Genomic DNA, 21,191 nt, shown 5'->3' with positions numbered 1-21,191 from the left:
TGCCGGCGGCGCCGACCCACGCCTCGCTGCTGCGGGCGCGGGAGGGCGATCCGCCGAGAACGGGACCGGCTGCAGGAACGGCGCCCACGGGCGGGTGAAGGGAGTGAGTGGGACCATGACCGAGCTGGCCATCATCAGCGGCGGCCTTCGCGAGCCGTCCTCGACCCGTCTCCTCGCAGACCGTATGGAGGCCGCCGTACGGGCAGGGCTGGAGGCCCGCGGCCGCGGGGCCCGGTCCTCGTTCGTCGAGCTTCGGCCCCTGGGCCGCGCCGTCATGGACGCGATGCTGAGCGGCTTCCCCACGGAAGCGCTGGAGGAGGCCTTCGAGACCGTCGCCCGCGCGGACGGCGTCATCGCCGTGACGCCCGCCTTCAACGCTTCCTTCAGCGGGCTGTTCAAGTCGTTCTTCGACGTGCTGCCGGAGGAGACCTTCTCGGACATGCCCGTCCTCATCGGGGCGACCGGAGGGACCGAACGCCACTCGCTCGTCCTCGAACACGCGCTGCGGCCGATGTTCTCCTACCTGCACGCGATCGTCTCCCCCCGCGGTGTCTACGCCGCCACAGACGACTTCGGTGCCCAGGCGGGAGCCGCCCTCGGGCAGCGCGTCACCGCCGCGGCAGCCGACTTCGCACGCCTGGTCGAAGGATGCGGTCCCCGGCAGCGGCGCGACACCTTCACCGAGGAACTCACCACAATGGAACGGCTCCTCGGCGGCAGCACCTCCGCCGACACGACCTAGAAGATGCGCAAGCGGTGCTCGGCCTCAACTGGGCATAAGGTCTGCCACGCCATCCACCCCCGAGGCGGCTGAGCTGGAAGGACGTACGAGATGACCCAGGCTGACCGGGCCCCGCGACGACAGGAGACTTCGCCGGGCGGGTCTCGGAGCTTCACGCACTCCACCTCGACGTGTCCATCTTGGCACGCCCGGTTGAGGTCGAGCGTGCCATCCCGTTCGCCGAGGACACCGAGCCGCCGCGCACCTGGCCGGCTGGGACCGCGGCGCCCTTGAAGATCACCCCGAACGACGGGCCCCTGCCCGCTGATCCACGACGTCGACGCAGAAGGCGACGATGCCGGGTCTGCCGGGCGTCGACGATCCCGCCTCCGGTGCAGCCGGGAGACCACTCGACCTCCCGTCCTCATCCACGACTCCAGGAGGTATCGACGATGAGTGAGCACGACAGCGATCTGTCAGCACTGGTCGCCGGCCTGAAATGCGCTGCCGTTGTGGACGCGATGGGCCGGGTCCATCAGCATCGCGCCCACATCCTCAGCCTTGTCAGTCCGACGCCGCATCGACCGCTGTTCGGCCCAGCGGTGACGGTCGCCTACCTGCCGTACCGGGACGACTTCTCCGAAGCCAACGCGTTGGGCTTCGGTGGCTGGTTCTACCGGGCCGTGGGCGACACACCGACGGGGAGGGTGCTCGTACTCTCCAGCGGTGGCTACCCGGACACCTCTCACGGTGGCGGCACCAAAATGTCCCGACTGAACAACCACGGTCTGGCGGGAGTCCTCACCGACGGGCGGCTGCGAGATTTCGACGAACTCGCCAACTACAGCTTCGCCACTTGGTGCGCAGGAGAAGCCACCCGGTGGGGCGGCGACACCGTCGCGCCGTGCGCGGCCAACATTCCCGTGGAAGTCGGCGGCGTCTGCGTGACCCCCGGCGACTACGTGTATGCCGACCAAGCCGGTGCCGTCATCATCCCCGCCCCCAGCGTGCACGACGTGCTCACCGAGGCTCACCGCGTCAACGACGCCGACAAGGACGCCCTGACGACTATTCGTGACGAGGACCCCGCATCCCTGCATACCGGCGCGCGCCACAGCGCCGAACACTGATCAGCGAACCGGGCCTGCGGTGTGGAACCCTCTCCGCGACGGCGCACCCCCGGTGGCTGGATCCCACAAGGCACCCGGCAACGCTCCTCGATGACGTGTTTGAGCGCCAGGTGGCGCGAAGTGGTCTTCCGGGGGGCAAGGTTGTGCGCGGGGCGGGGATGGTGCCGTGGGTCTGGCACTGGTTGAAGCCTCCACCGCTGAGGCCGCGAAGGCCGGAGGCCCGGGCGACGCGACGCCTCCCTGGGGATACTCTTCCGCAAATTGAGCCAGGGCTTGGCTCTCTGCGGTCTGCACGTCTGAGAGGGCGCGAGCGAGTCAGGAGAGCCAGTCGGCGTAGCGGGTGGGGGCGAGGTGAGCGTCCTTGTCGGTGAGGACGTCACCCCTGACGACGGAAAACATGCCGGCGGTGGGGTCGGTAACGACGGTACGGTTGTCGCCCTTGCGGGACAGGGTGATCCGGCCCAGCTCGTCCAGGGAGAAAATCTCGGGGCCGGCGATGTTGCGGGTGCCACTCAGCCGCGTGCCCGCGGCGACCTCCGCCACCGCGTAGGCCACGTCCTTGGCGGCGATCGGCTGGATCGGCGTGGCGGGCAACCGGACGGTGTCGCCGTCGGCGGTCCAGGACAGGACGGCATCCATGAACTCCATGAACTGCGTCGCCCGGACAATCGAGTAGGGGACGGGACCGGCCGCGAGGATCTTCTCCTGGAGCACCTTGGCCCGGTAGTAGTCCAGCTCCGGCACCTGGTCCGCACCCACGATCGAGAGGATGACGAAGTGGCCGACGCCGCCCTTCTGAGCCGCCGCCAGAAGGTTGTCCATCGAGGTCTGGAAGAAGGCACGGGAGGCTTCGTCGAAGGTCGGGGAGTTCGTCAGGTTGACCACGACGTCGGCCCCTGCCACCGCCTCGTCCAGCCCCTGGCCGCTGATGACGTCGACTCCGGTGGACAGCGAGTGCGGTACCGCCTCGTGCCCGGCGGCGTTCAGGTCCTTGACGACCTGCGCCCCGATCAGCCCCGTACCGCCGATGACTGCGAACTTCATGACATGCCTTTCGTCGGGAGTGTGCCCGCAGTATGTGATCTTGCGCCTCTTGTCATGTGGCAGTGCCCCGACCTGGCGCTCTTCCTGCAGTCTCAGGCATGGCGTGACTTGATCAGTCTCAGAGACACGGCGGGTTCCGCACGCTCAGCCTGTGTCGAAAGCAAGGCCGCCGAGGCCGCAGCATCTAAGCCTGGCCGGTTCCGAGGGCGTTGCGCAGGAACGCCGTGGCCTGGTCGATGGCTCCGCGAGCGGCTTTGGACTGACTCAGCGAGTTGAGCATCATGAAGTCGTGGACCGTGCCGTCGTAGCGCACCGTGGTTACCGGAACGCCGGCTGCTCGGAGCTTGGCCGCGTAGGCCTCGCCCTCGTCGCGCAGCACGTCGGCTTCGTCGACGATCAGCAGGGCGGGCGGCAGGCCGGAGAGCTGCTCGATGGCGGCGCGGTGGGGAGACGCGGTGATCTCCGCGCGCTGGTTCGGGTCGGTCGTGTAGGCGTCCCAGAACCACTCCATCAGCTTGCGGCTCAAGTAGTAGCCGGTGGCGAACTGGTCGTAGGAATCGGTGTCCATGGCCGCGTCCGTGACCGGGTAGTACATCGATTTGAAGTTCCCCCGTGAAGTTGGACAGCGGGTGGTTACGCTGCGGGGGTGAGGTCTTGCTGTAGCAAGGCGCGGGTCTCGAGCGGGGTGAGGTATCCGTGCTCGGGGTGTTTGCGGAGCCTGCTGCGGTTGTACTCGACCTCGATGAAGCGGAAGACGTCGGCTCGGGCCTGTGCCCTGGTTTCCCAGACGGTCGTCCCGATCTCTGCCTTGAGCAGTCCGAAGAAGCTCTCAGCTGCGGCGTTATCGTAACAAGACCCGGTCCGGCCCATGCTCTGCCGCAGCCTCAACTCTGTGATGAGGAAACGAAATTGGGCAGAGCTGTATTCGCTTCCGCGGTCGGTGTGCATGATGCAGCCGGGCTGCAGGCCGCCTCGTCCGGCAGCCATGTTCAGCGCGTCGGCGACGAGTTCGGTGCGGTGGTGATCGGCCATCGCGTACCCGATTACCTGCCGTGTCGCGAGATCGATGACGGTGGCCAGGTACCACCAGCCCTGGAGGGTGGGCAGGAAGGTGATGTCGCCTACGAGTTTCGTGCCCGGCCGGGTGGCGGTGAAGTCACGCTCGACCAGGTCCTGGGCGGGTGCAGCCTTGCGGTCCGGGCGGGTCAGTCCACGGCGCTTGCGGCGCGTGATCCCGCGGATCCCGCGCTCGGCCATGACCCGCTCGACCTTCTTCCGATTGATCACCAGACCCCGCCTGCGGAGGACGGCGTGGACTCTGGGCACCCCGTAGGCGCCGCGGGATGAAGCGTGGATCTCCCGGATCTGCGCGGTCAGTTCGTCTTCGGCCTCCTGCCGCTTCGCGGCGGCCGGGCGGGCGGTGAGCCAGGCGTAGAAGGAGGAGCGGGCCACGTCCAGGACCCGGCACAGGAGCGCGACGCCATGGGTGGTCTTCTCCGCCTCGATGAATGCATACACCGCGTTCATCGATCGCTCTCCCTCGCGAAGAAGACCGTCGCTTTTCGCAGCACCTCGATCGTCTGCTGCTGTTCGCGGTTCTGCCGCCGCAACCGCCGCAGCTCTTCCTTCTCCGCCGAGGTCAACGCGCCGGCCGGGCCTTCACCGCGGTCGGTGTCATCCTGGCGGACCCAGTTGCGCAAACCTTCCGGGCTCACGCCGAGCTCCCGCGCCACCGCGGTCACGGTCCGGCCCGAGGAACGGACCAACGCGACCGCGTCGCGCTTGAACTCAGCGGAGTACCGCTTACTCATGTTGCTCTTGCTCACTGCCTGGCACTGCTTCCTCCGAGACCATCGGTCCCAGTATCAGGCTGTCCAGCTCAGCGGGGGAACTTCAATTGCTGTACGAACTTGACGTCACCCCGCTCCTTGGCCATGAGGGTGAGTGCAGCGGTCATGTTCCCGCCGACCGATTCCCCGGCCACCGCCATGCGCTCTGCATCCAGCCCCTTGGACGCCCCCTCGCGGACGATCCACTGCGCGGTGGCGTAACCCTGCTCGATGGCCACGGGGTAGTGCGCCTCGGGCGACGGCGTGTATTCCACGAAGGCCACTGCCGCACGGGCGCCGACCGCCAACTCGCGCGCCAGGCGGTCGTGAGTTCCGGCGTTGCCCAGCACCCAGCCACCGCCGTGCATGTACAACACGACGGGCAGCGTTCCGGTGGCGCCCTGCGGCTTGACGATGCGTACCCGCACATCGCCCACGGCAGCCGGTACGGTGACCCACTCCTCGTCGACCGGCAGCTTGTCGACCGGTGCGGCCTGAAGGTCGTCGAGGACCTTGCGGGCTGCGGTCGGATCCAGCTCGTACAGGAACGGATGTTGCGAGGTTGCGTCGGCGAGCTCCTGTGCCTCGGACTCGAGGACGATTGAGGCGGTCTGAGCAGCCATGGGAATGCTCCCTCGGAAGTGCGAGAAGCGCATGGTGACAAGCGCAGCACCTGAAGAGCGTCACGATGCGCTCGGGCTGTGGGGCGCCCGGCAGAGCCTGGGCCCTTTTTCAGCCCGCCGATAAGCAGGCATGTCCATTTTAGTCTCAGCAGCGCGTTGCAGCCCTCGCTGCAAAAGGGCAGCAGTTCAAACGCGCAACGCAACGCTGCAACATCCCGCGACTCAGCACTGCGTTGCTGCGTCAGCACGGATGGCAACAGCGGATACGCAGCAGGGAGCTGCGCCTGATTGCTGCTGTGCCAGGCTCAACGCGCTGCTGCTTTTTCTTCCCCCCGGCTACGCCGGGTGCCCTCGCTGACGGCCCTGTTTTCGTATAGCTACGCCAGGTGGCGTGTAGCACTGAGTAATGGTCCGGGGCCCCGATTCAGTGGGCTCGTTGGGCTGAACGTGTGATCTCGGCGGGCCTGCCAGCAGAAGGGGTACCGCGCGCCGGGCAGCCGAGCGGGCCCACGAAGCCGTAGCGTCACCGGGGCAGCGAGATGGTTCCCGGGACCCTCTCCGCACCACCTGCTGATCCGTCGGAACTCCCGGAAGGACAGTCATGGGCACTCCGGACACCATCATCTTGATCCACGGTTTCTGGGTCACACCCCGGAGCTGGGAGCACTGGATCACCCACTACGAAAAGCGCGGCTACCGCGTTCTCGCGCCCGCCTACCCGGGCTTCGATGCAGAGGTCGAGGCGCTTAACACAGATCCAACGCCGATCGAACAGGTCACCGTCGCGCAGATCATCGAGAGTCTGGAGACCCTGGTCCGCGGCCTGGACAAGCCACCGATCCTCATCGGCCACTCCGCAGGCGGTGTCTTCGTGCAGCTCCTGCTCGACCACGGTCTGGGCGCGGCGGGGGTGGCCATCAACTCCGCACCCACCGAGGGGGTCGCCGTGGTGCCGCTGACCCAGATCAAGTCGTCCTTCCCGGTGCTGAAGAACCCGGCCAACCGGCACCGGGCGGTCGGCCTGAACGCCGAGCAGTGGCACTACACCTTCACCAACACGCTCTCCGAGGAGAAGTCCCGGGCGCTGTACGAGCGCTATGCCGTCCCGGCCTCCGGCGGCATCTTCTGGGACAGCGCCCTGGCCACCCTGCGCCCCGGCCACCAGAGCACATACGTCGACTACCACAATGACGACCGCGCGCCGCTGCTGTTCATCTCCGGTGAGAATGACCACCTGATGCCGCCGAAGGTGCAACAGTCCAATGCCCGGCACTACGAATCGGACACGGTCACCGAGATCAAGGAGTTCCCGGGCCGCCCGCATCTGCTGCCCGCAGCACCCGGATGGGAGGAAGTCGCCGACTACGCCCTCGACTGGGCCGTCTCACACGTGCGCGATGAGGGGCCCGTTAGAGGCAACTGACAAGCTGGGCTCATGTTGATCGACGATGGGCACCGCGCTGACGACGCCCACGGACTGGCGAAGGACTTCTCCAGACTGCCGGCTGACACGGGCCGCTTGGGCCTCGGGTGAACAGGGTGGAGCGGTCGCAGCCTCCTCCGAGGCCAGGCAGAGGCGCTCGGGCTACCCGGACCTGGCGGCAGCCAAGAAGGCCGCCGATGCTGGCAGCACTTCGGAAGATTCGCGCACATCAGGTCATGCGTCGGTAGCGCCACACGGAGAGCGGGACGAACAGGCAGAGGATGCCCGCGATCCATGCGATTGCGCCGCTGAGGGTGGATGGCACGCCAGGGACGAGCGCCAGCGAACGCGCTGCGTCCGCGGTCAGGGTTACCGGGCTCACGTTCGCGAACTCCTCCAGCCAGTTCGGCATGCTCGAGACCGGCACGAACACCGAGCTCGCGAACACGAGCGGAAACAGGACCACGAAGCCGGCTGATTGAGCTGCCTCGGCGCTCCGCACCATCAGTGCGACGAAGGCGAAGATCCAGCTCAGCGCGAGACCGAAGGCGCTGACGAGAACGATGGATCCGAGGGCCTGTACGACGCCCGCCTGGAAGCGGAAGCCGATGATGTAGCCGATGAGGATCATCAGCCCGATGATCAGGATGTTTCGGACCAAGTCGGCGGCGGTACGACCGACAAGCACCGCGGACCGGGCCATTGGCATGGTGCGGAACCGGTCGATCACGCCGAGCTTCAGGTCATCGGAGAGGCCTAGTGCTGTCATGCTCGCCCGGAATGTCACCGACTGAATGAGGATGCCGGGCAGCAGGTAGTTGATGTACGTGACGCCGCGGGGCAGCGATGGGCTGATTGCGCCGCCGAACACGTACGCGAACAGCTGCACGAAGGTGATCGGCTGGATCGTCGAGAACACCAGCAGATCCGGTTGGCGGATGAAGTGGCGCAGGTTGCGCGTACTGACCACCAGTGCGTCGGCGCTGGCGGCACGGATCTTCCCCGGCGAGAGCCGGCTCCACCGCAGTGGTCGCACAGGGGGTCGGGTCGCGCGGGTGGTATCAGCAGCAGGGACGTCGAGGCTCGGCCCCTCGCCCGGGGTGGCTTCGGAGGCCGCTTCGTCCTCGCTCGGCGGCGCGCCTGTCAGCTGCAGAAACACATCGTCGAGCGTCGGGCGGCGAAGCCTGAGATCGCGCACCGCGATTTCCGCCCTGCGGAGCGCCGAAGCCGCATTCTCAATCATCTCGAGGCCATCATGCGGCGCGGGAAGTGTCAGCTGCGTGAGCAAGTCTCCAGGTTCGGGCTCGCCGCAACCGATGCCGACCAGCGCAGACCGTGCTCTGTCGCGTTCCACCGCGGTGGCGAGCCCGACTTCCAAGAGCTTGCCGCCGATCCGATCCTTGAGCTCGTCCCCCGTACCCTGCGCGATCACGCGACCGTGGTCGATAACGGCGATCTGGTCGGCGAGCTGATCCGCCTCCTCGAGGTACTGGGTGGTCAGCAGGAGCGTCGTCCCCTCGCCGACGAGTTCACGCACAACCGACCAGATCTCATTGCGGCTGCGCGGGTCGAGGCCGGTCGTCGGCTCGTCCAGGAACAGGACGCGCGGGCGGGTCAGCAGGCTCGATGCGAGGTCGAGACGTCGCCGCATACCACCTGAGTACGTGCCGACCCGGCGATCGCCGGCGTCAGCCAGGTCGAAGCGCTCGAGCAGCTCATTCGCCCGACTACGAGCAGCCACGGCCGAGAGATTGAACAGACGTCCGAACATCTGAAGGTTCTCCCGGCCGGTCAGCATCTCGTCGACCGCCGAGAATTGGCCGGTCAGCCCCAAGACCTCCCGTACACCACCGGGATCGTCAACGACGTCGCGGCCAAAGACCCGGGCCCTTCCGGCGTCCGGAGCCACCAGGGTGGCAAGTACCCGCACCAGGGTCGTCTTGCCCGCGCCGTTCGGTCCGAGCAGCCCGAAGACGCTGGCCTCCACGACGTTCAGATCGATACCGGCAAGCGCCGTGGTTGTTCCGAAGCGCTTGACGAGACCCTCGACCTGGATGGCGGAACCAGACATCGCTCACTCTCCAAAGGCGCCCCCTGTGAGACTGATTGTGCCGTTCGTACGCGCTCGAGCACTCCATTGAGAGCTCTCCCGGCCAGATGGTGGAGCCGGCCGAGCGCTGGCCCGCGGCGCGATGAGCCCGCGGAGTTCTGCACCGCGGCTGCGAGGCGACCAGAAGTCTCCACCGATCTCGCCGAATCCTCGAGCGAGCTGGACCTCGTGGATCAAAGCTGGCGCCGGGCCGCAGTTCCCGCGTCGTCGGCAAGAGCAGCATGCGCCGGCCGCCGTACCCGCCGGCGCATGCCGCTCTGAGGCTGTGCACGAACCGCAGCCTCAGCGCTCGCGAATCCAAGATGCCGCCAGGGCTCTCCAGCTCTCCACATCCCCCGCGCCTTCGGCCAGGCCGAGACTGTGCGGCCCGTGCGCGAACACGTGAACTGCGTGTGGGACGTTGTGGGCTGCGAGCGCGGCAGCAAGGCGATAGGTGTGTTCAGGAGGGACATAGACATCTTCCGCGGTGTGCCAGACGAAGAACGGCGGCGACTCGGACGTCACCAGCGCGTCCAAAGACGTCGAGCGCCGCTGCGCCGGGTCGGCGTCCTCCCCCAGCAAGATCAGTCTGGCGGGGCGGTAGGTCTCGGTCTCCATCGACGTGATCGCATATCCCAGGACCACGAATTGCACCGCTTCCGGCGCCTCGGCACCGGGTGCGAGAGCGGCAAGGCCGGCCAAGTGACCGCCCGCGGAGAAACCCATCAGACCGATGCGGTCCGCTCCGCTCGCGCGCAGGCGCCGGATCTCGGCACGGAGGGCTTGGAGCGGTTCGGGGTGCCTGGCGTTGAGCGGGTAGCGGAAGACGCTCGCCCGCACCCCGAGCCCGCTGAGCCAGTCCACGACCGGCTCGGCCTCGTGTGGCGCATGCTCGGCGTACCCGCCACCCGGGAGGACGATCACGTGCGTTCTCGCCACTGGTCGTCCCTCGCTCCAGTAGCTGTGGCTACCGCGTCACGGCCATCGAGGCGGACGCGGCCTGCTTGATGAGGTCGGCCACTTCGGCCGGGTGCGACACGTAGACGGAATGGCTGCCCGCTACCTCGACGGTGGTCGAGCCGGCTCGGCCGGCCATGGTGCGCTGGGCAGGCGGGGGGATCATCTTGTCCTCGGTGGTGAACATGTACCAGCTCGGTTTGGTGCGCCATGCGGCCTCGGTGACCTGCTGGCCGAGGGCGTCCACCCCCCACGGGACCTGCGAGTCGGCCATGAACGCGGCCAGATCGGCGGGCACATCACCGGCGAACGCTGCGGGGAACTTGTCCCGGTCGAGGAACAGGTAACCGTCCTCGGGCGGCAGGATCGGCGGTCCGGGCCCGTCGGTGGGGAAACCGCCGAGGAGCGTGTTGACCGATTCGCCCGCGTCCGGCACGAACGCCGCGATGTAGACCAGGGCCGCCACGTTCGCGCTGGTGCCCGCTTCGGTGATGACTGCGCCGCCGTAGGAATGACCGACCAGCACGACCGGGCTGTCCTGAGCCTCGATGACCAGTCGCGCTGCCGCGGCGTCGCCCTGCAACGACGTGGTCGGGTTCTGCACCACGCAGACGCGGTAGCCATCGCGAGTGAGCAGGTCGTAGACCGGGCGCCAGCCGGATCCGTCCACGAAACCGCCGTGTACCAAGACGATTGCGGGCCTGTCTGCCATGGAACGGTGTCCCTTCGGTGAAGCCAGTGGTGTCTGACTCACCAAGCAAATCCCGGCCCGGCAGTCACCGCACTCTGAGCAGGGCTGGGGGCAGCTGAAAGGCGGACATGACCGCGGTTCCCAGACACCGCGCGGCCCCCGGGACGGTGCGGCTCGGCCACCACCACGCCAAGCTGTTCTGGCTCGACCTGATCGGCGCGGTCCGCGGCGCTCTGAACGAGGCGGCGGAGCCACCGAGGATGTCGGCCTCCAGCCGTGGCGCCGCGTCTGCGCCCGGGGTGCGGCGTACCCGGCTCAGGCAGGTCGGCGTCGACCGTCCACCGAACCCTCCAGGACCCTGCTGACGACCGCCTCGACCGTGATCAACGAGCGTCAAGATATCGCCCTTAGCGCCCACAGTGCACATAATGAACATTGACGAAACCGCAGTTCAGGAGCTCTTTGCGGCTTTCTCAAGGATCGCCACGCACTCCATGTGGTGGGTCATCGGGAAGAGATCGAAGGCGCGCAGGAAGCGGGGCACGTAGCCGGCGTCCTTGAAGTAGCCCAAGTCGCGGGCGAGGGCCGCCGGGTCGCAGGCGACGTAGCCGACGCGGCGTGGGCCCAGCACCGCGATCTGCTCCACCGTCTTCTTGCCCGCGCCCGCCCGCGGCGGGTCCAGGACGACCAGGTCGGCCTCGGTGATGCCGGTGCGCGGCAGCACCGTCTCGACCTTGCCCTGTTCGATACGGACCCGCTCGAACTGCGCCAGGTTGTGACGGGCGTCCTCGCACGCGCGCTTGGTGGACTCGATGCCGAGGACCGCTCCGGTGTCGCCGATACGGTCGGCGAGCGCGCCCGCGAAAAGTCCGACGCCGCAGTACAGGTCGAGAGCCATCTCGCCCTTGCGCGGGGTGAGTCCGCGCATCAGCGCGTCCACGAGCAGCTCCGCCGCCTGCGGGTGCACCTGCCAGAAGCCGCCCGCGCCCACCCGCCAGGTGCGGTCGTCCGCACGCTCGCGTACGAAGTCGCGGCCGTGCACGCGGTGCAGCGCCTTGTCCTTTTCACCGACCCTCAACACCGAGACGGGCTTGTCGAGTTCGACGATGGGGAGACGGCCACCCGGCTTCGGGGTGAGCACCACCTGCCGGTCCTGTGAGCCGGTGGCTGCGGTGGCCTCGACCGCCGCGATCTGCGGCCACTCCCGCCGCTCGATGCCCAGTTCGTCGACACCCGGCGCGGCGATCAGGCAGTGGTCGATGGGCTCGACCTCGTGCGAGCGGTGCCGGCGCAGCCCCGCCCGGCCCTGCTCGTCCACGGCGTACTGGATGCGGGTGCGCCAGGCGGGCACCTCACCAGCGGGCACCTTGTCGCCCGGCGCGGGCTCCACGGTGCCGTCCCAGGACACGTCCTCGGGGGTCATCCCCGCGAGCCGCTGGAGCTGTTCGGTGAGCACCTCGCCCTTGAGGCGGCGCTGCACGCCGGGCTTGGTGTGCTGCCAGTCGCAGCCGCCGCACCGGCCGGGACCGGCGAAGGGACACGGAGCGGGGACCCGGTCCTTGGACGCCTCCAGCACCCGGACGGCGTCGGCGCGCAGGAAGCGGGAGTCCTCGTGGCCCTCGGTGACGCGGGCGATGACGCGTTCACCGGGCAGTGTGTGCCGTACGAAGAGCACCCGTCCGGCGTCGGTACGGGCGACGCAGTGTCCGCCGTGCGCGACGGGGCCGATCTCGACCTCGTACTCCTCGCCGACCAGAGTGGGGGCGAGGGGATCCGTGGTGGCTTCGGGCATGGGGGGAGGGCTCCAGAGGTACGGGGGTGCGGCGGACGACGGCTGCGGGCGGGGGCGGTCCGGTGGCGGTGACGCCGTGCGCCGTGACGCCGTGCGCCGAGCAGCCGCCCAGTCTACTTCTCCCGCCCGTCTTTCTTTCCGTTCGCCTTCCCGTTCGTCATCCCCCCCACGAGCTTGCCTCCCGGACCCGCCGCGGGCCCGCGGCGCACCGAGCCCGGCGCGCTCCAGTCCGCGCGCTTCTTGAGGCGCTTGCGGGCCAGTTCGGAGGACTCCAGCTGCCAGGGCACGGAGGTGACCATGACGCCGGGGGTGTAGAGGAGCCGCCCCTTCAGGCGCAGGGCGCTCTGGTTGTGCAGCAGCTGCTCGTACCAGCGGCCGACGACGTACTCCGGGATGTAGACGCTGACGACGTCGCGCGGGTTCTCCTTGCGCAGCCGCTTGACGTAGTCGATGACGGGTCGGGTGATCTCCCGGTAGGGCGAGTCGAGGATCTTCAGCGGGACCTCGAGGCCGCGCTCGTCCCACTCCCTGCGCAGCTGTGCGGTCTCCTGCGCGTCGACGCTGATGGTGACGGCCTCCAGGGTGTCGGAGCGCATCAGGCGGGCGTAGGCGAGCGCGCGCAGTGTCGGCTTGTGCGTCTTGGAGACCAGCACGATGGAGTGCACGCGCGAGGGCCGTACCCGCTTCTCCGCCGGATCGTCGGTGGCGAGTTCCTCGGCGACCAGGTCGTAGTGCCGGCGGATGGCGGTCATCACGCCGTAGAAGAGCAGCATGCCCAGCAGCGAGACCCACGCGCCGTGCGTGAACTTCGTCACCAGTACGACGACCAGGACGAGACCGGTGAAGAAGGCACCGAAGGTGTTGATGGCGCGGGAGCGGTGCATGTGGCGGCGCTTGGCCGGATCGGTCTCCTCGCGCAGGTGCCGGTTCCAGTGCCGGACCATGCCGGTCTGGCTGAGGGTGAAGGAGACGAAGACGCCGACGATGTAGAGCTGGATGAGGCGGGTGGAGTCGGCGTCGTAGAGCCACACGAGTATGGCGGCGGCCCCCGACAGCAGCACGATGCCGTTGGAGAAGGCCAGCCGGTCGCCGCGGGTGTGCAGTTGCCGCGGCAGGTAGCGGTCCTGGGCGAGGATCGAGCCGAGCAGCGGGAAGCCGTTGTAGGCGGTGTTGGCGGCGAGGAAGAGCACCAGGGCGGTGGCGGTCGCGAGGAAGAGGAAGGCGATGGTGCCGTCACCGAAGACCGCGGCGGCCACTTGGGAGATGACCGGGTTCTGGGTGTATCCGGAACCGACCGGTTTGCCGTCGACGAGCAGGTTCGTGGCGGGGTTCTCGGCCATCTTCACCCCGGTGGCAAGGGCCAGCAGGATCACACCGCAGAACATGGTGACGGCGATCAGGCCCATCATCGCCAGCGTGGTGGCGGCGTTCTTGGACTTGGGCTTGCGGAAGGCGGGGACGCCGTTGCTGATGGCCTCGACCCCGGTGAGCGCCGCGCAGCCGGAGGAGAAGGCGCGCAGCAGCAGGAACGCGAGGGCGAAGCCCGCGAGCCCTCCGGTGTGCTCTGAACGGACGTCGTAGTCGGCGGTGGGGGCTCGCATCTCGTCGCCGAATACGACGCCGCGTATGACCCCCCAGGCGATCATCCCGAACACGCCCGCCACGAAGCAGTAGGTGGGGATCGCGAACAGCTTGCCCGATTCCCGTACGCCCCGCAGGTTCATCAGGGTCAGCAGCAATATGGTGATCACCGCCGCGGGGGTCTTGTGCTCGGCGATGAAGGGGACCGCGGATCCCAGGTTCTCGACGCCGGAGGAGATGGAGACGGCGACGGTCAGCACGTAGTCGACGAGCAGGGCGCTGGCGACGGTGAGACCGGCTCGGCGGCCGAGGTTGGTGTTGGCGACCTCGTAGTCGCCGCCGCCGGAGGGGTACGCGCGGACGTTCTGCCGGTAGGAGGCGACCACCGTGAACATCAGCACGATGACGGCGGCGGCGATCCACGGGCTGAAGGTGTACGCCGACGCGCCCGCGAGGGACAGGACGAGGAGCACCTCGCCCGGCGCGTACGCGACCGACGACAGCGGGTCGGACGCGAAGACGGGCAGCGCGATGCGCTTGGGCAGCAGGGTTTCGCCCAGCCGGTCGCTGCGAAGCGCACGCCCGAGCAGAAGTCGTTTGGGTACATGGGTAATCCTGGGCACGGAGAGGATCGTATGCGGTCGGCCGTGCGATCCTTGGACGGCCCGCAGTACGGGACGAGAGGGACGGGCGTGCATGTTGTGATCATGGGCTGTGGCCGGGTAGGCGCACAGCTCGCACAGGCGTTGGAGCACCAGGGCCATACGGTCGCGGTGGTCGACCAGGACCCGACGGCATTCCGCCGGCTGGGCTCCGGGTTCGGCGGCCGCAGAGTGTCCGGCGTCGGCTTCGACCAGGACACCTTGCGGGAGGCCGGCATCGAGGAGGCCGGCGCCTTCGCGGCCGTCAGCAGCGGCGACAACTCGAACATCATCGCGGCCCGGGTCGCCCGGGAGACGTTCGGCATCGAGCAGGTCGCGGCACGGATCTACGACCCCAGGCGGGCCGAGGTCTACCAGCGGCTGGGCATTCCGACGGTGGCCACGGTGCGCTGGACGGCCGACCAGATGCTGCGCAGGCTGCTCCCCTCCGGCGCCGAACCGCTGTGGCGGGACCCCAGCGGCGGCGTGCAGCTGGCGGAGGTGCACGCGTCCGAGGCCTGGGTGGGCCACCGGGTCAGCAGACTGCAGGAAGAGGCCGGGGTACGGGTCGCCTTCCTCACCCGGCTGGGCGAGTCGATGCTGCCGACCTCCGAGACGGTGCTGCAGGAAGGCGATCTGGTGCATGTGATGATGCGCTGCGACCAGGTCGATCAGGTGGAGGCCGCCTTCACGTCGGGCCCCGAGGAGGCGAACGCGTGAACGGCGCACACACGGCGAACAGGGGATACGTCCGATGAGGGTAGCCATTGCCGGCGCGGGCGCCGTCGGCCGCTCGATCGCGGGCGAGCTGCTGGAGAACGGGCACGAGGTGCTGCTCATCGACAAGGCGCCGACGGCGATCTCCGTGGAACGGGTGCCGCAGGCGGAGTGGCTGCTCGCGGACGCCTGCGAGATCACCTCGCTGGACGAGGCGGCCCTGGAACGCTGCGACGTGGTGATCGCGGCGACCGGTGACGACAAGGTCAACCTGGTGGTCTCGCTCCTGGCCAAGACGGAGTACGGGGTGCCGCGGGTCGTCTCGCGCGTCAACAACCCCAAGAACGAATGGCTGTTCAACGAGTCGTGGGGCGTCGACGTCGCCGTCTCGACACCCCGGCTGATGTCGGCGCTGGTCGAGGAGGCGGTGAGCGTCGGAGACCTGGTGCGGCTGCTGCGCTTCTCGCAGGGCGACGCGAACCTGGTCGAGCTGACGCTGCCGCCCGAGTCGTCGCTGGCCGGGACCCGGGTGGGCGACGTGACCTGGCCGGAGGACACCGCCCTGGTCACCATCATCCGGGGCAACCGGGTGCTGGTCCCGGACAAGGACGACGCGCTGGAGGCGGGTGACGAGCTGCTGTTCGTGGCCGCACCGGCGCGGGAGACACAGCTCGAGGACCTGCTCTCGGTCCGCACTACGTAGCGGAGCCCGCGCCGCCCGCGCCCTCAGGGAGCGCGGGGTACGCGGGCCGCGGGTGTGCGGGTCACGGGGATGCGCTGCCGGTCGTCAGCGGCGGTGGCTGCCGCCCGTACCCGAATCGGGTGCGGGGTCGGCGAGCAGTGCGCGGGAGGCGTCCTCGGCGGGTCCTTCGCCCAGCGGGCCGGGGACGTGCTTCTCCTGCTCCCGCTCCTTCCCGGCGTCCTTCTCCGCCTGCTCCGCCGCCTCCATTTCCGCGATGACGTTGATCGGTGGCGGCGCCTTCGCCAGGAAGATCCAGGTCAGATACACCGCCAGCAGGAAGGGCGGGATCTTCAGCGCCATCGTGACCCAGCCGAACTGGGTGGTGTCGGCCCACAGGTACAGCGGGAAGAGGATGGCGCACTTGACCAGCAGGATCAGGCCCCAGGCGTAACTGGCCTTGGTGTAGGCCCGCTTGCGCCCCGGGTTCCTCGTGCGCCAGGAGAGGTTCTCCTTGAAGACCGGTCCGAGCACGAGCCCGAGCAGCGGCACACCCGCGGCCGAGGTCACGATGTACGCGAGGGCGAGGCCGAGCGTGTAGAGCATGCCCGGCAGGTAGAAGTCCTTGGCGTTGCCGGTCATCATCGCGAAGAGCACACCGAAGGCCACCCCGAACACACCGCTGAAGGCGTGCTTGACGGTGTCCCTGCGGACCAGCCGGAACACCCCCAGGACGGCGGAGAGGCCGAGGGCGGTCAGCGCGGCGGAGTGGATGTCCTTGTTGACCGTGTAGATCGCGATGAAGATCAGGCCGGGGGCGGTGGTCTCCACCAGGCCGCGGATGCCTCCGAACGCCTCGAAGAGGGCCGCTTCCGTGACGGCGCGGGAACCCGCCGCCTCGCCGTCCGCCCCCGTTCCGGTGTCTGGTCCGCCGGCGGCCGGCTTGTCGAGTGGGGTCACCCGCTACTCCTGTCCGAGGGGTCGCAGCTCGTACTTCGGATTGAACATCACAGGACGGCCGTGGTGGATGGATACCCGCCCCCACGCGATCAGGCTGCGGCCCGGCTCGATGCCCACGATGGCACGGCGGCCCAGCCAGACCACGTCCAGAGCGGCGGACCCGTCGAACAGCTCCGCCTCCAGCGTGGGGACCCCGGCCCGCGGGCGCAGGGTCACCGTACGCAGCGTACCCGTGACCCGCACGACCTGGCGGTCGGCACAGGCGGCGATGCGGGTGCAGCCCTTCTCGTCCGCCTCCTGGCGCAGCTCTTCCGAGTGAAGATCCTCTTCGGAAGAGGACAGCCGCTCCAGAAAGCGCTTGAAGCGACCGCCGCCGCTCGGGCGTGCCTGCTCTTCTCGGATGGCGCCTGTCATGCAGCCAGAGTACCGGTGGGCGGGCGGCCGGGCCCCAGACGTGGGGGCGGGCCCGTACGTCCCGGACCCGCCCCCACGGCTGACGTGGCCGCTCTCCAGCGGACGGTCAGCGGACCTCGGTGATCTCGGGGCCGCGCTGGAGCTTGTCGAGGCCGCCCGCGAAACGGGAACCCTCCTCGACGGTTTCCTGCTGGACGCCGTCCGGCACCATCTGGGCGTCCTCCGGCAGCTTGAGCACGATCGGGTCGCGGGGGGCCATCGGGGACTCCCCGCGCACGATCACCGCGTCACGGAAGACCTGCTCCAGCAGTCCGGCCGCCTCCGGCTGTACGGCGCCCTGGCCGGAGATCACGCCGCGCAGGAACCAGCGCGGGCCGTCGACCCCGACGAAGCGCACGACCTGCACCCCGTTCGTACCGTCGGGCAGCTGTACCGGAACCTGAGCGCGCAGCTCCCAGCCCAGCGGGCCCTCGACCTCGTCGATGACACCGCCCTGCTTGGTGATGCCGGTGGCGATCTCCTCGCGGACCTCGTCCCAGAGGCCCTCCCGCTTGGGCGCGGCGAACGCCTGGAGCTGGACGGCGCTGTCCCGCAGCACCAGGGTGGCCGCGACGATCGAGTCGCCCGCGACCTCGACCCGCAGCTCCATCCCCTCGACACCGGGCACATAGATGCCGCCGAGGTTCACCCTGCCCTCACCGGGGTCGGTCACCTCGCTGATGTCCCAGGGCCCGTCCGGGCGCGGCGCCGGCGGCAGCTTCACGCGGGCCGCACGGTCGTCGGTGACGGCGTCGGCGGAGCCGGACCGCTCGGCGGCGTCCTGCCCGTCCCTCTCGAAGTCGTCCGCGGCGCCCGCTTCGGGCTCTTCGCTCTTGTTGCGACGACGTCCGAACACGTCACTGTCCTCTCAGGTCGGAATCCCGGTCGGCGCCGACCGGGACGTATGCATTGTCCTCTGCGGCCGCCACTGCGGTACGGCCGCCCGTGGAGCCGAATCCCCCCGCGGCCCGTGCCGATCCCGGCAACTCCTCCACCTCGTGGAAGCGCACCTTCTCCACCTGCTGGACGACGAGTTGGGCGATGCGGTCCAGCCGCTCGAACCGCACCGGCTCGCGCGGGTCGAGATTGGCCACGATCACCTTGATCTCTCCACGGTACCCGGCATCGACGGTTCCGGGAGCATTCACCAGGGAGACGCCGTAACGGGCCGCCAGACCGGATCGGGCATGCACGAACGCCGCGTAGCCGTCGGGCAGCGCGATGGCCACACCCGTGGGCAGCACGGCACGTTCGCCGGGTGCGAGTTCGGCGGCCTCGGTGGTGACGAGGTCGCAGCCCGCGTCGCCGGGGTGCGCGTAGGAGGGCACGGGGACGGCGGGGTCGAGGCGGCGCAGGAGGACGTCGACGGGCGCTCGGGTCACGGGTTCACCTCGAAGGCGCGGGAGCGGCGGACCTGGTCGGGATCGGCCATCGCGGCCTGGATCTCCTCGTCCCGTCCGTTGTCGGTGAAGTGCTCGACCTTCACCTGGATGAAGACGGCGTCGGCGCGTACGGCGACCTGGCCGTCCGGGCCGCCGATCCGCCCGGTCGCGGTGGTGAAGATCTTCCGCCCGTGTACGGCCGTGACCGTGGCGTCCAGATGCAGCACCGTGTCCACCGGCACCGGACGGACGAAGTCCGTCTCCAGCCGTCCCGTCACCGCGATGACCTGCATCAGCCAGCCCAGCGAGCCCATCGTCTCGTCCAGCGCCGTCGTCAGGACGCCGCCGTGTGCGAGTCCCGGAGCGCCCTGGTGGACGGGCCGCACCCGGAATTCGGCGGTGACGTTCACGCCCTCGCCCGCCCGGGCCTCCAGGTGCAGGCCGTGCGGCTGGCCACCGCCGCAGCCGAAGCAGCGCTCGTAGTGGGAGCCGAGCAGCTCGCCCGGGGGCGGCGCGCCGGGGTGCCGTACCGCGGCGAGGGCGCCGTCCGGCGGCCTCAGCGGTGACTTCTGGGGGCTCGGCGCGCTCGGCGGGCTCGGCGGCGACTTCTGCGGATCGTCCGGCTGGTTCCGGGGCTGGGCTGCACTCACGTGTGCAGACCCTACCGCCGCGGCTCCCCGGGCCAGGCCATGTGCGGCCCGTGCCAAGCTGGACGGCATGGTTGCTCCGGAACGGCCCTACGACGAACGCCTCACCGCCCCGCGCTCCTGGTGGCTCATCGCCGCCCTGGTCGGCCTGGCGGCCGCGCTGGCGCTCCTTCCGCTGGGCACCCTGCCGGCGCTGGGCGGCCTGATCGCGGGCGCCGCCCTCGCCGCCGTCCTGATCAGCTCCTACGGCTCTGCCCGCATCCGCGTCGTGGCCGGGTCGCTGGTCGCGGGCGAGGCGCGCATCCCGCTCTCGGCGCTGGGAAGGGCGCATGTTCTGGACCGGGGGGAAGCCTTCGCGTGGCGCACGTACAAGGCGGACCCGCGCGCCCACATGCTGCTGCGCGGCTATATCGGCACCGCGGTGCGTGTCGAGGTGACGGACGCGGACGACCCGACGCCGTACGTCTATCTCTCCACCCGAGCTCCCCAGCGGCTGGCTGAGGCGCTCTCAGGGTGAGGCGGGCGGCAGGGCCGCGCCGCCCGGTCCGGGGCCGTTGTGACCGGGAGGCAGCGCCTCCGGGCGGGGGATGTGCGCGCGGAGGTCCGCGCGGACCTTCTCGGCGATCTTCTTCGTGTCGCGGCTGTTCATGACCGCGCCGACCGTGGCGCCCACCATGAAGGGGGCGAGGTTGGGCAGGTTGCGCACCGTGCGCTTCAGCAGCCGCTGTCGCAGTTCGCGCTTCATCTGGCCGCCGAGGGCCGCGTTCAGCGTCAGTGCCGTCGGGTTCGTGATGTCGATGCCGCGCTCGGATGTCCAGGCCCCGAGATAGGCGACGGCGCGCTGTTTGGCGTTGCCGGGCGGGCGGCGCCCGTACACCTCGTGCAGCTCGGCGATCAGCTTCAGCTCCACCGAGGCGACACCGGTGATCTCCGCGGCCAGCTCGGCGGGCATCGCGGGCGGCACCGGCATCATCGCGGCGGCGCCGACCCCGGCGCCCACCGTGGCCGAGGCCCGCATCGCGCCGACGACGAGCTTGTCCGCGATCTCCTCGCGGCCGAGCCCGGGAAACTGCTCGCGCAGTGTCGGCAGATCGCGCACCGGAAGGCGGGGCGCGATGTCGATGACGCGGTCGGCGACCACGCCGATGAAGGCGCGCAGCCTGCCGGGCCGCGGCGCCGGTTCCGCCCCCGCAGCGTCCCGCCGGCCTCTGCCGGGCCGGGGAACGCGGGCAAGGAAGCGCGGCTTCACGGGCAGCGGCGCGAGCGAGGAGGGCTGGTCGGGCTCGCCTCGCTCGTCATTGCCATGTGCGTCCGCGTCGTCGTCCGCCACTACGCCCGCCCCACCCCGTTCACGCCGCGCAGTCGCGGCAGATCGGCTGACCGTTCTTCTCGGCGGCCAGCTGGGACCGGTGGTGCACCAGGAAACAGTTCATGCAGGTGAACTCATCGGCCTGCCGTGGCAGCACCCGGACGGACAACTCCTCGTTGGAAAGGTCCGCACCGGGCAGCTCGAGGCCTTCGGCCTGCTCGAACTCGTCGACGTCCACGTTGGACGCCGACTTGTCGTTCCGCCGGGCCTTCAGCTCCTCGATGCTGTCCTCGTTGACGTCGTCATCGGTCTTGCGTGGGGTGTCGTAGTCCGTCGCCATGTCGCTCTCCCCCTCTGGGTTTCTGTGGTGTCTCAGCGCTCGTAACGCGTGAGAGGCCGGACTTGTGCCCGACCTGAGGCGGAGATTTTGCCTCACATCAAGGTCTGTTACTCAATCGACACCCAACCGCACCCCTGAAGAGGTGATCGCGTCGGCTGCCGAGGAGGACCTTAAACGGTCCCC

At 69.2% G+C, this 21,191-nt stretch carries 22 protein-coding genes and 3 pseudogenes; 7 read left to right on the top strand and 18 right to left on the bottom strand.

The annotated features are described in order from the left end of the window. Nucleotides 1-115 precede the first annotated feature (115 nt). The gene (locus tag ACRDP3_RS01820; RefSeq protein WP_431515007.1) at nt 116-742 is read left to right on the top strand and encodes a CE1759 family FMN reductase; all 627 of its coding nucleotides are present in this window, start codon (nt 116-118) and stop codon (nt 740-742) included. A 431-nt stretch (nt 743-1,173) separates the two neighbouring features. Further along, nucleotides 1,174-1,851, top strand: coding sequence for an RraA family protein (locus ACRDP3_RS01815; protein WP_431515006.1), 678 nt, complete (start codon nt 1,174-1,176; stop codon nt 1,849-1,851). Between the two features lie 315 nt (nt 1,852-2,166). Here the strand turns inward: ACRDP3_RS01815 and ACRDP3_RS01810 are convergent, their stop codons facing one another. The 5 genes and pseudogenes from ACRDP3_RS01810 to ACRDP3_RS01790 form a co-directional block, all read right to left on the bottom strand. Further along, on the bottom strand, nt 2,167-2,895 hold the full coding sequence (locus ACRDP3_RS01810; protein ID WP_431515005.1) for an SDR family oxidoreductase: 729 nt from the start codon (nt 2,893-2,895) through the stop codon (nt 2,167-2,169). A gap of 184 nt (nt 2,896-3,079) precedes the next feature. Then, nucleotides 3,080-3,496: pseudogene (locus ACRDP3_RS01805) on the bottom strand (alpha/beta hydrolase fold domain-containing protein); the annotation flags it as partial. Nucleotides 3,497-3,528: 32 nt separating this feature from the next. Continuing rightward, nucleotides 3,529-4,422, bottom strand: a complete 894-nt coding sequence (locus ACRDP3_RS01800; RefSeq protein WP_431515004.1) for an IS3 family transposase — start codon at nt 4,420-4,422, stop codon at nt 3,529-3,531. Next, entirely contained in the window at nt 4,419-4,721 is a 303-nt protein-coding gene (locus tag ACRDP3_RS01795) for a transposase (RefSeq protein ID WP_431515003.1), read from the bottom strand. Before ACRDP3_RS01795 ends, ACRDP3_RS01800 begins: the two co-directional genes overlap by 4 nt. 71 nt (nt 4,722-4,792) lie before the next feature. Then, nucleotides 4,793-5,347: pseudogene (locus ACRDP3_RS01790) on the bottom strand (alpha/beta hydrolase fold domain-containing protein); the annotation flags it as partial. Nucleotides 5,348-5,948: 601 nt separating this feature from the next. Here ACRDP3_RS01790 and ACRDP3_RS01785 point away from each other — a divergent pair. After that, a complete protein-coding gene (locus ACRDP3_RS01785; protein WP_431515002.1) occupies nt 5,949-6,770 on the top strand; it encodes an alpha/beta hydrolase in 822 nt (273 codons plus the stop codon). Between the two features lie 229 nt (nt 6,771-6,999). On the opposite strand, the gene ACRDP3_RS01780 is transcribed toward ACRDP3_RS01785, so the two are convergent. The 4 genes and pseudogenes from ACRDP3_RS01780 to ACRDP3_RS01765 form a co-directional block, all read right to left on the bottom strand. Continuing rightward, nucleotides 7,000-7,740, bottom strand: coding sequence for an ABC transporter permease (locus ACRDP3_RS01780; RefSeq protein WP_431515011.1), 741 nt, complete (start codon nt 7,738-7,740; stop codon nt 7,000-7,002). Nucleotides 7,741-7,851: 111 nt separating this feature from the next. Then, nucleotides 7,852-8,841, bottom strand: a pseudogene (locus ACRDP3_RS01775) (ATP-binding cassette domain-containing protein); the annotation flags it as partial. A 321-nt stretch (nt 8,842-9,162) separates the two neighbouring features. After that, nucleotides 9,163-9,783 carry an alpha/beta hydrolase gene (locus tag ACRDP3_RS01770; protein ID WP_431515010.1) on the bottom strand — a complete coding sequence of 207 codons (621 nt, stop codon included), beginning with the start codon at nt 9,781-9,783 and terminating at the stop codon, nt 9,163-9,165. A gap of 43 nt (nt 9,784-9,826) precedes the next feature. Beyond that, nucleotides 9,827-10,528: an alpha/beta fold hydrolase gene (locus tag ACRDP3_RS01765; RefSeq protein ID WP_431515001.1), complete on the bottom strand. Its 702-nt coding sequence runs from the start codon at nt 10,526-10,528 to the stop codon at nt 9,827-9,829. A 107-nt stretch (nt 10,529-10,635) separates the two neighbouring features. Here ACRDP3_RS01765 and ACRDP3_RS01760 point away from each other — a divergent pair, with 107 nt between their 5' ends. After that, a complete protein-coding gene (locus tag ACRDP3_RS01760) occupies nt 10,636-10,872 on the top strand; it encodes a hypothetical protein (RefSeq protein ID WP_431515000.1) in 237 nt (78 codons plus the stop codon). 86 nt (nt 10,873-10,958) lie between these two features. Here the strand turns inward: ACRDP3_RS01760 and ACRDP3_RS01755 are convergent, their stop codons facing one another. Both ACRDP3_RS01755 and ACRDP3_RS01750 read right to left on the bottom strand, forming a co-directional pair. Continuing rightward, entirely contained in the window at nt 10,959-12,299 is a 1,341-nt protein-coding gene (locus ACRDP3_RS01755; RefSeq protein ID WP_431514999.1) for a class I SAM-dependent RNA methyltransferase, read from the bottom strand. 113 nt (nt 12,300-12,412) lie between these two features. Further along, the gene (locus tag ACRDP3_RS01750; RefSeq protein WP_431515009.1) at nt 12,413-14,494 is read right to left on the bottom strand and encodes an APC family permease; all 2,082 of its coding nucleotides are present in this window, start codon (nt 14,492-14,494) and stop codon (nt 12,413-12,415) included. A 78-nt stretch (nt 14,495-14,572) separates the two neighbouring features. On the opposite strand from ACRDP3_RS01750, the gene ACRDP3_RS01745 reads away from it, so the two are divergent. Continuing rightward, nucleotides 14,573-15,241, top strand: a complete 669-nt coding sequence (locus ACRDP3_RS01745) for a potassium channel family protein (protein WP_431514998.1) — start codon at nt 14,573-14,575, stop codon at nt 15,239-15,241. Nucleotides 15,242-15,275: 34 nt separating this feature from the next. Next, complete coding sequence (locus tag ACRDP3_RS01740) at nt 15,276-15,941, top strand: potassium channel family protein (RefSeq protein ID WP_431514997.1); 666 nt, start codon at nt 15,276-15,278, stop codon at nt 15,939-15,941. An 84-nt stretch (nt 15,942-16,025) separates the two neighbouring features. On the opposite strand, the gene ACRDP3_RS01735 is transcribed toward ACRDP3_RS01740, so the two are convergent. The 5 genes from ACRDP3_RS01735 to ACRDP3_RS01715 all read right to left on the bottom strand — a co-directional run bounded on the left by ACRDP3_RS01735 (nt 16,026) and on the right by ACRDP3_RS01715 (nt 19,272). Next, a complete protein-coding gene (locus ACRDP3_RS01735) occupies nt 16,026-16,877 on the bottom strand; it encodes a DUF3159 domain-containing protein (protein WP_431514996.1) in 852 nt (283 codons plus the stop codon). A gap of 3 nt (nt 16,878-16,880) precedes the next feature. Continuing rightward, a complete protein-coding gene (locus ACRDP3_RS01730; RefSeq protein ID WP_431514995.1) occupies nt 16,881-17,291 on the bottom strand; it encodes an OB-fold nucleic acid binding domain-containing protein in 411 nt (136 codons plus the stop codon). A gap of 106 nt (nt 17,292-17,397) precedes the next feature. Continuing rightward, on the bottom strand, nt 17,398-18,186 hold the full coding sequence (locus ACRDP3_RS01725) for a DUF3710 domain-containing protein (protein ID WP_431514994.1): 789 nt from the start codon (nt 18,184-18,186) through the stop codon (nt 17,398-17,400). A gap of 1 nt (nt 18,187) precedes the next feature. Further along, nucleotides 18,188-18,712 carry a dUTP diphosphatase gene (gene dut, locus ACRDP3_RS01720; protein ID WP_431514993.1) on the bottom strand — a complete coding sequence of 175 codons (525 nt, stop codon included), beginning with the start codon at nt 18,710-18,712 and terminating at the stop codon, nt 18,188-18,190. Continuing rightward, on the bottom strand, nt 18,709-19,272 hold the full coding sequence (locus ACRDP3_RS01715; RefSeq protein ID WP_431515008.1) for a PaaI family thioesterase: 564 nt from the start codon (nt 19,270-19,272) through the stop codon (nt 18,709-18,711). Before ACRDP3_RS01715 ends, dut begins: the two co-directional genes overlap by 4 nt. 157 nt (nt 19,273-19,429) lie before the next feature. On the opposite strand from ACRDP3_RS01715, the gene ACRDP3_RS01710 reads away from it, so the two are divergent. Then, complete coding sequence (locus ACRDP3_RS01710; protein WP_431514992.1) at nt 19,430-19,876, top strand: DUF3093 domain-containing protein; 447 nt, start codon at nt 19,430-19,432, stop codon at nt 19,874-19,876. Here ACRDP3_RS01710 and ACRDP3_RS01705 read toward each other — a convergent pair. Then, a complete protein-coding gene (locus ACRDP3_RS01705) occupies nt 19,868-20,689 on the bottom strand; it encodes a hypothetical protein (RefSeq protein ID WP_431514991.1) in 822 nt (273 codons plus the stop codon). The genes ACRDP3_RS01710 and ACRDP3_RS01705 overlap by 9 nt on opposite strands. A gap of 19 nt (nt 20,690-20,708) precedes the next feature. Continuing rightward, nucleotides 20,709-21,008, bottom strand: a complete 300-nt coding sequence (locus tag ACRDP3_RS01700; RefSeq protein WP_028432476.1) for a DUF4193 domain-containing protein — start codon at nt 21,006-21,008, stop codon at nt 20,709-20,711. Nucleotides 21,009-21,191: the final 183 nt, after the last annotated feature.

The organism is Streptomyces sp. (genome assembly GCF_050698815.1).
Lineage (GTDB): Bacteria > Actinomycetota > Actinomycetes > Streptomycetales > Streptomycetaceae > Streptomyces.
This window is presented reverse-complemented; position numbering and strand designations above follow the sequence as displayed.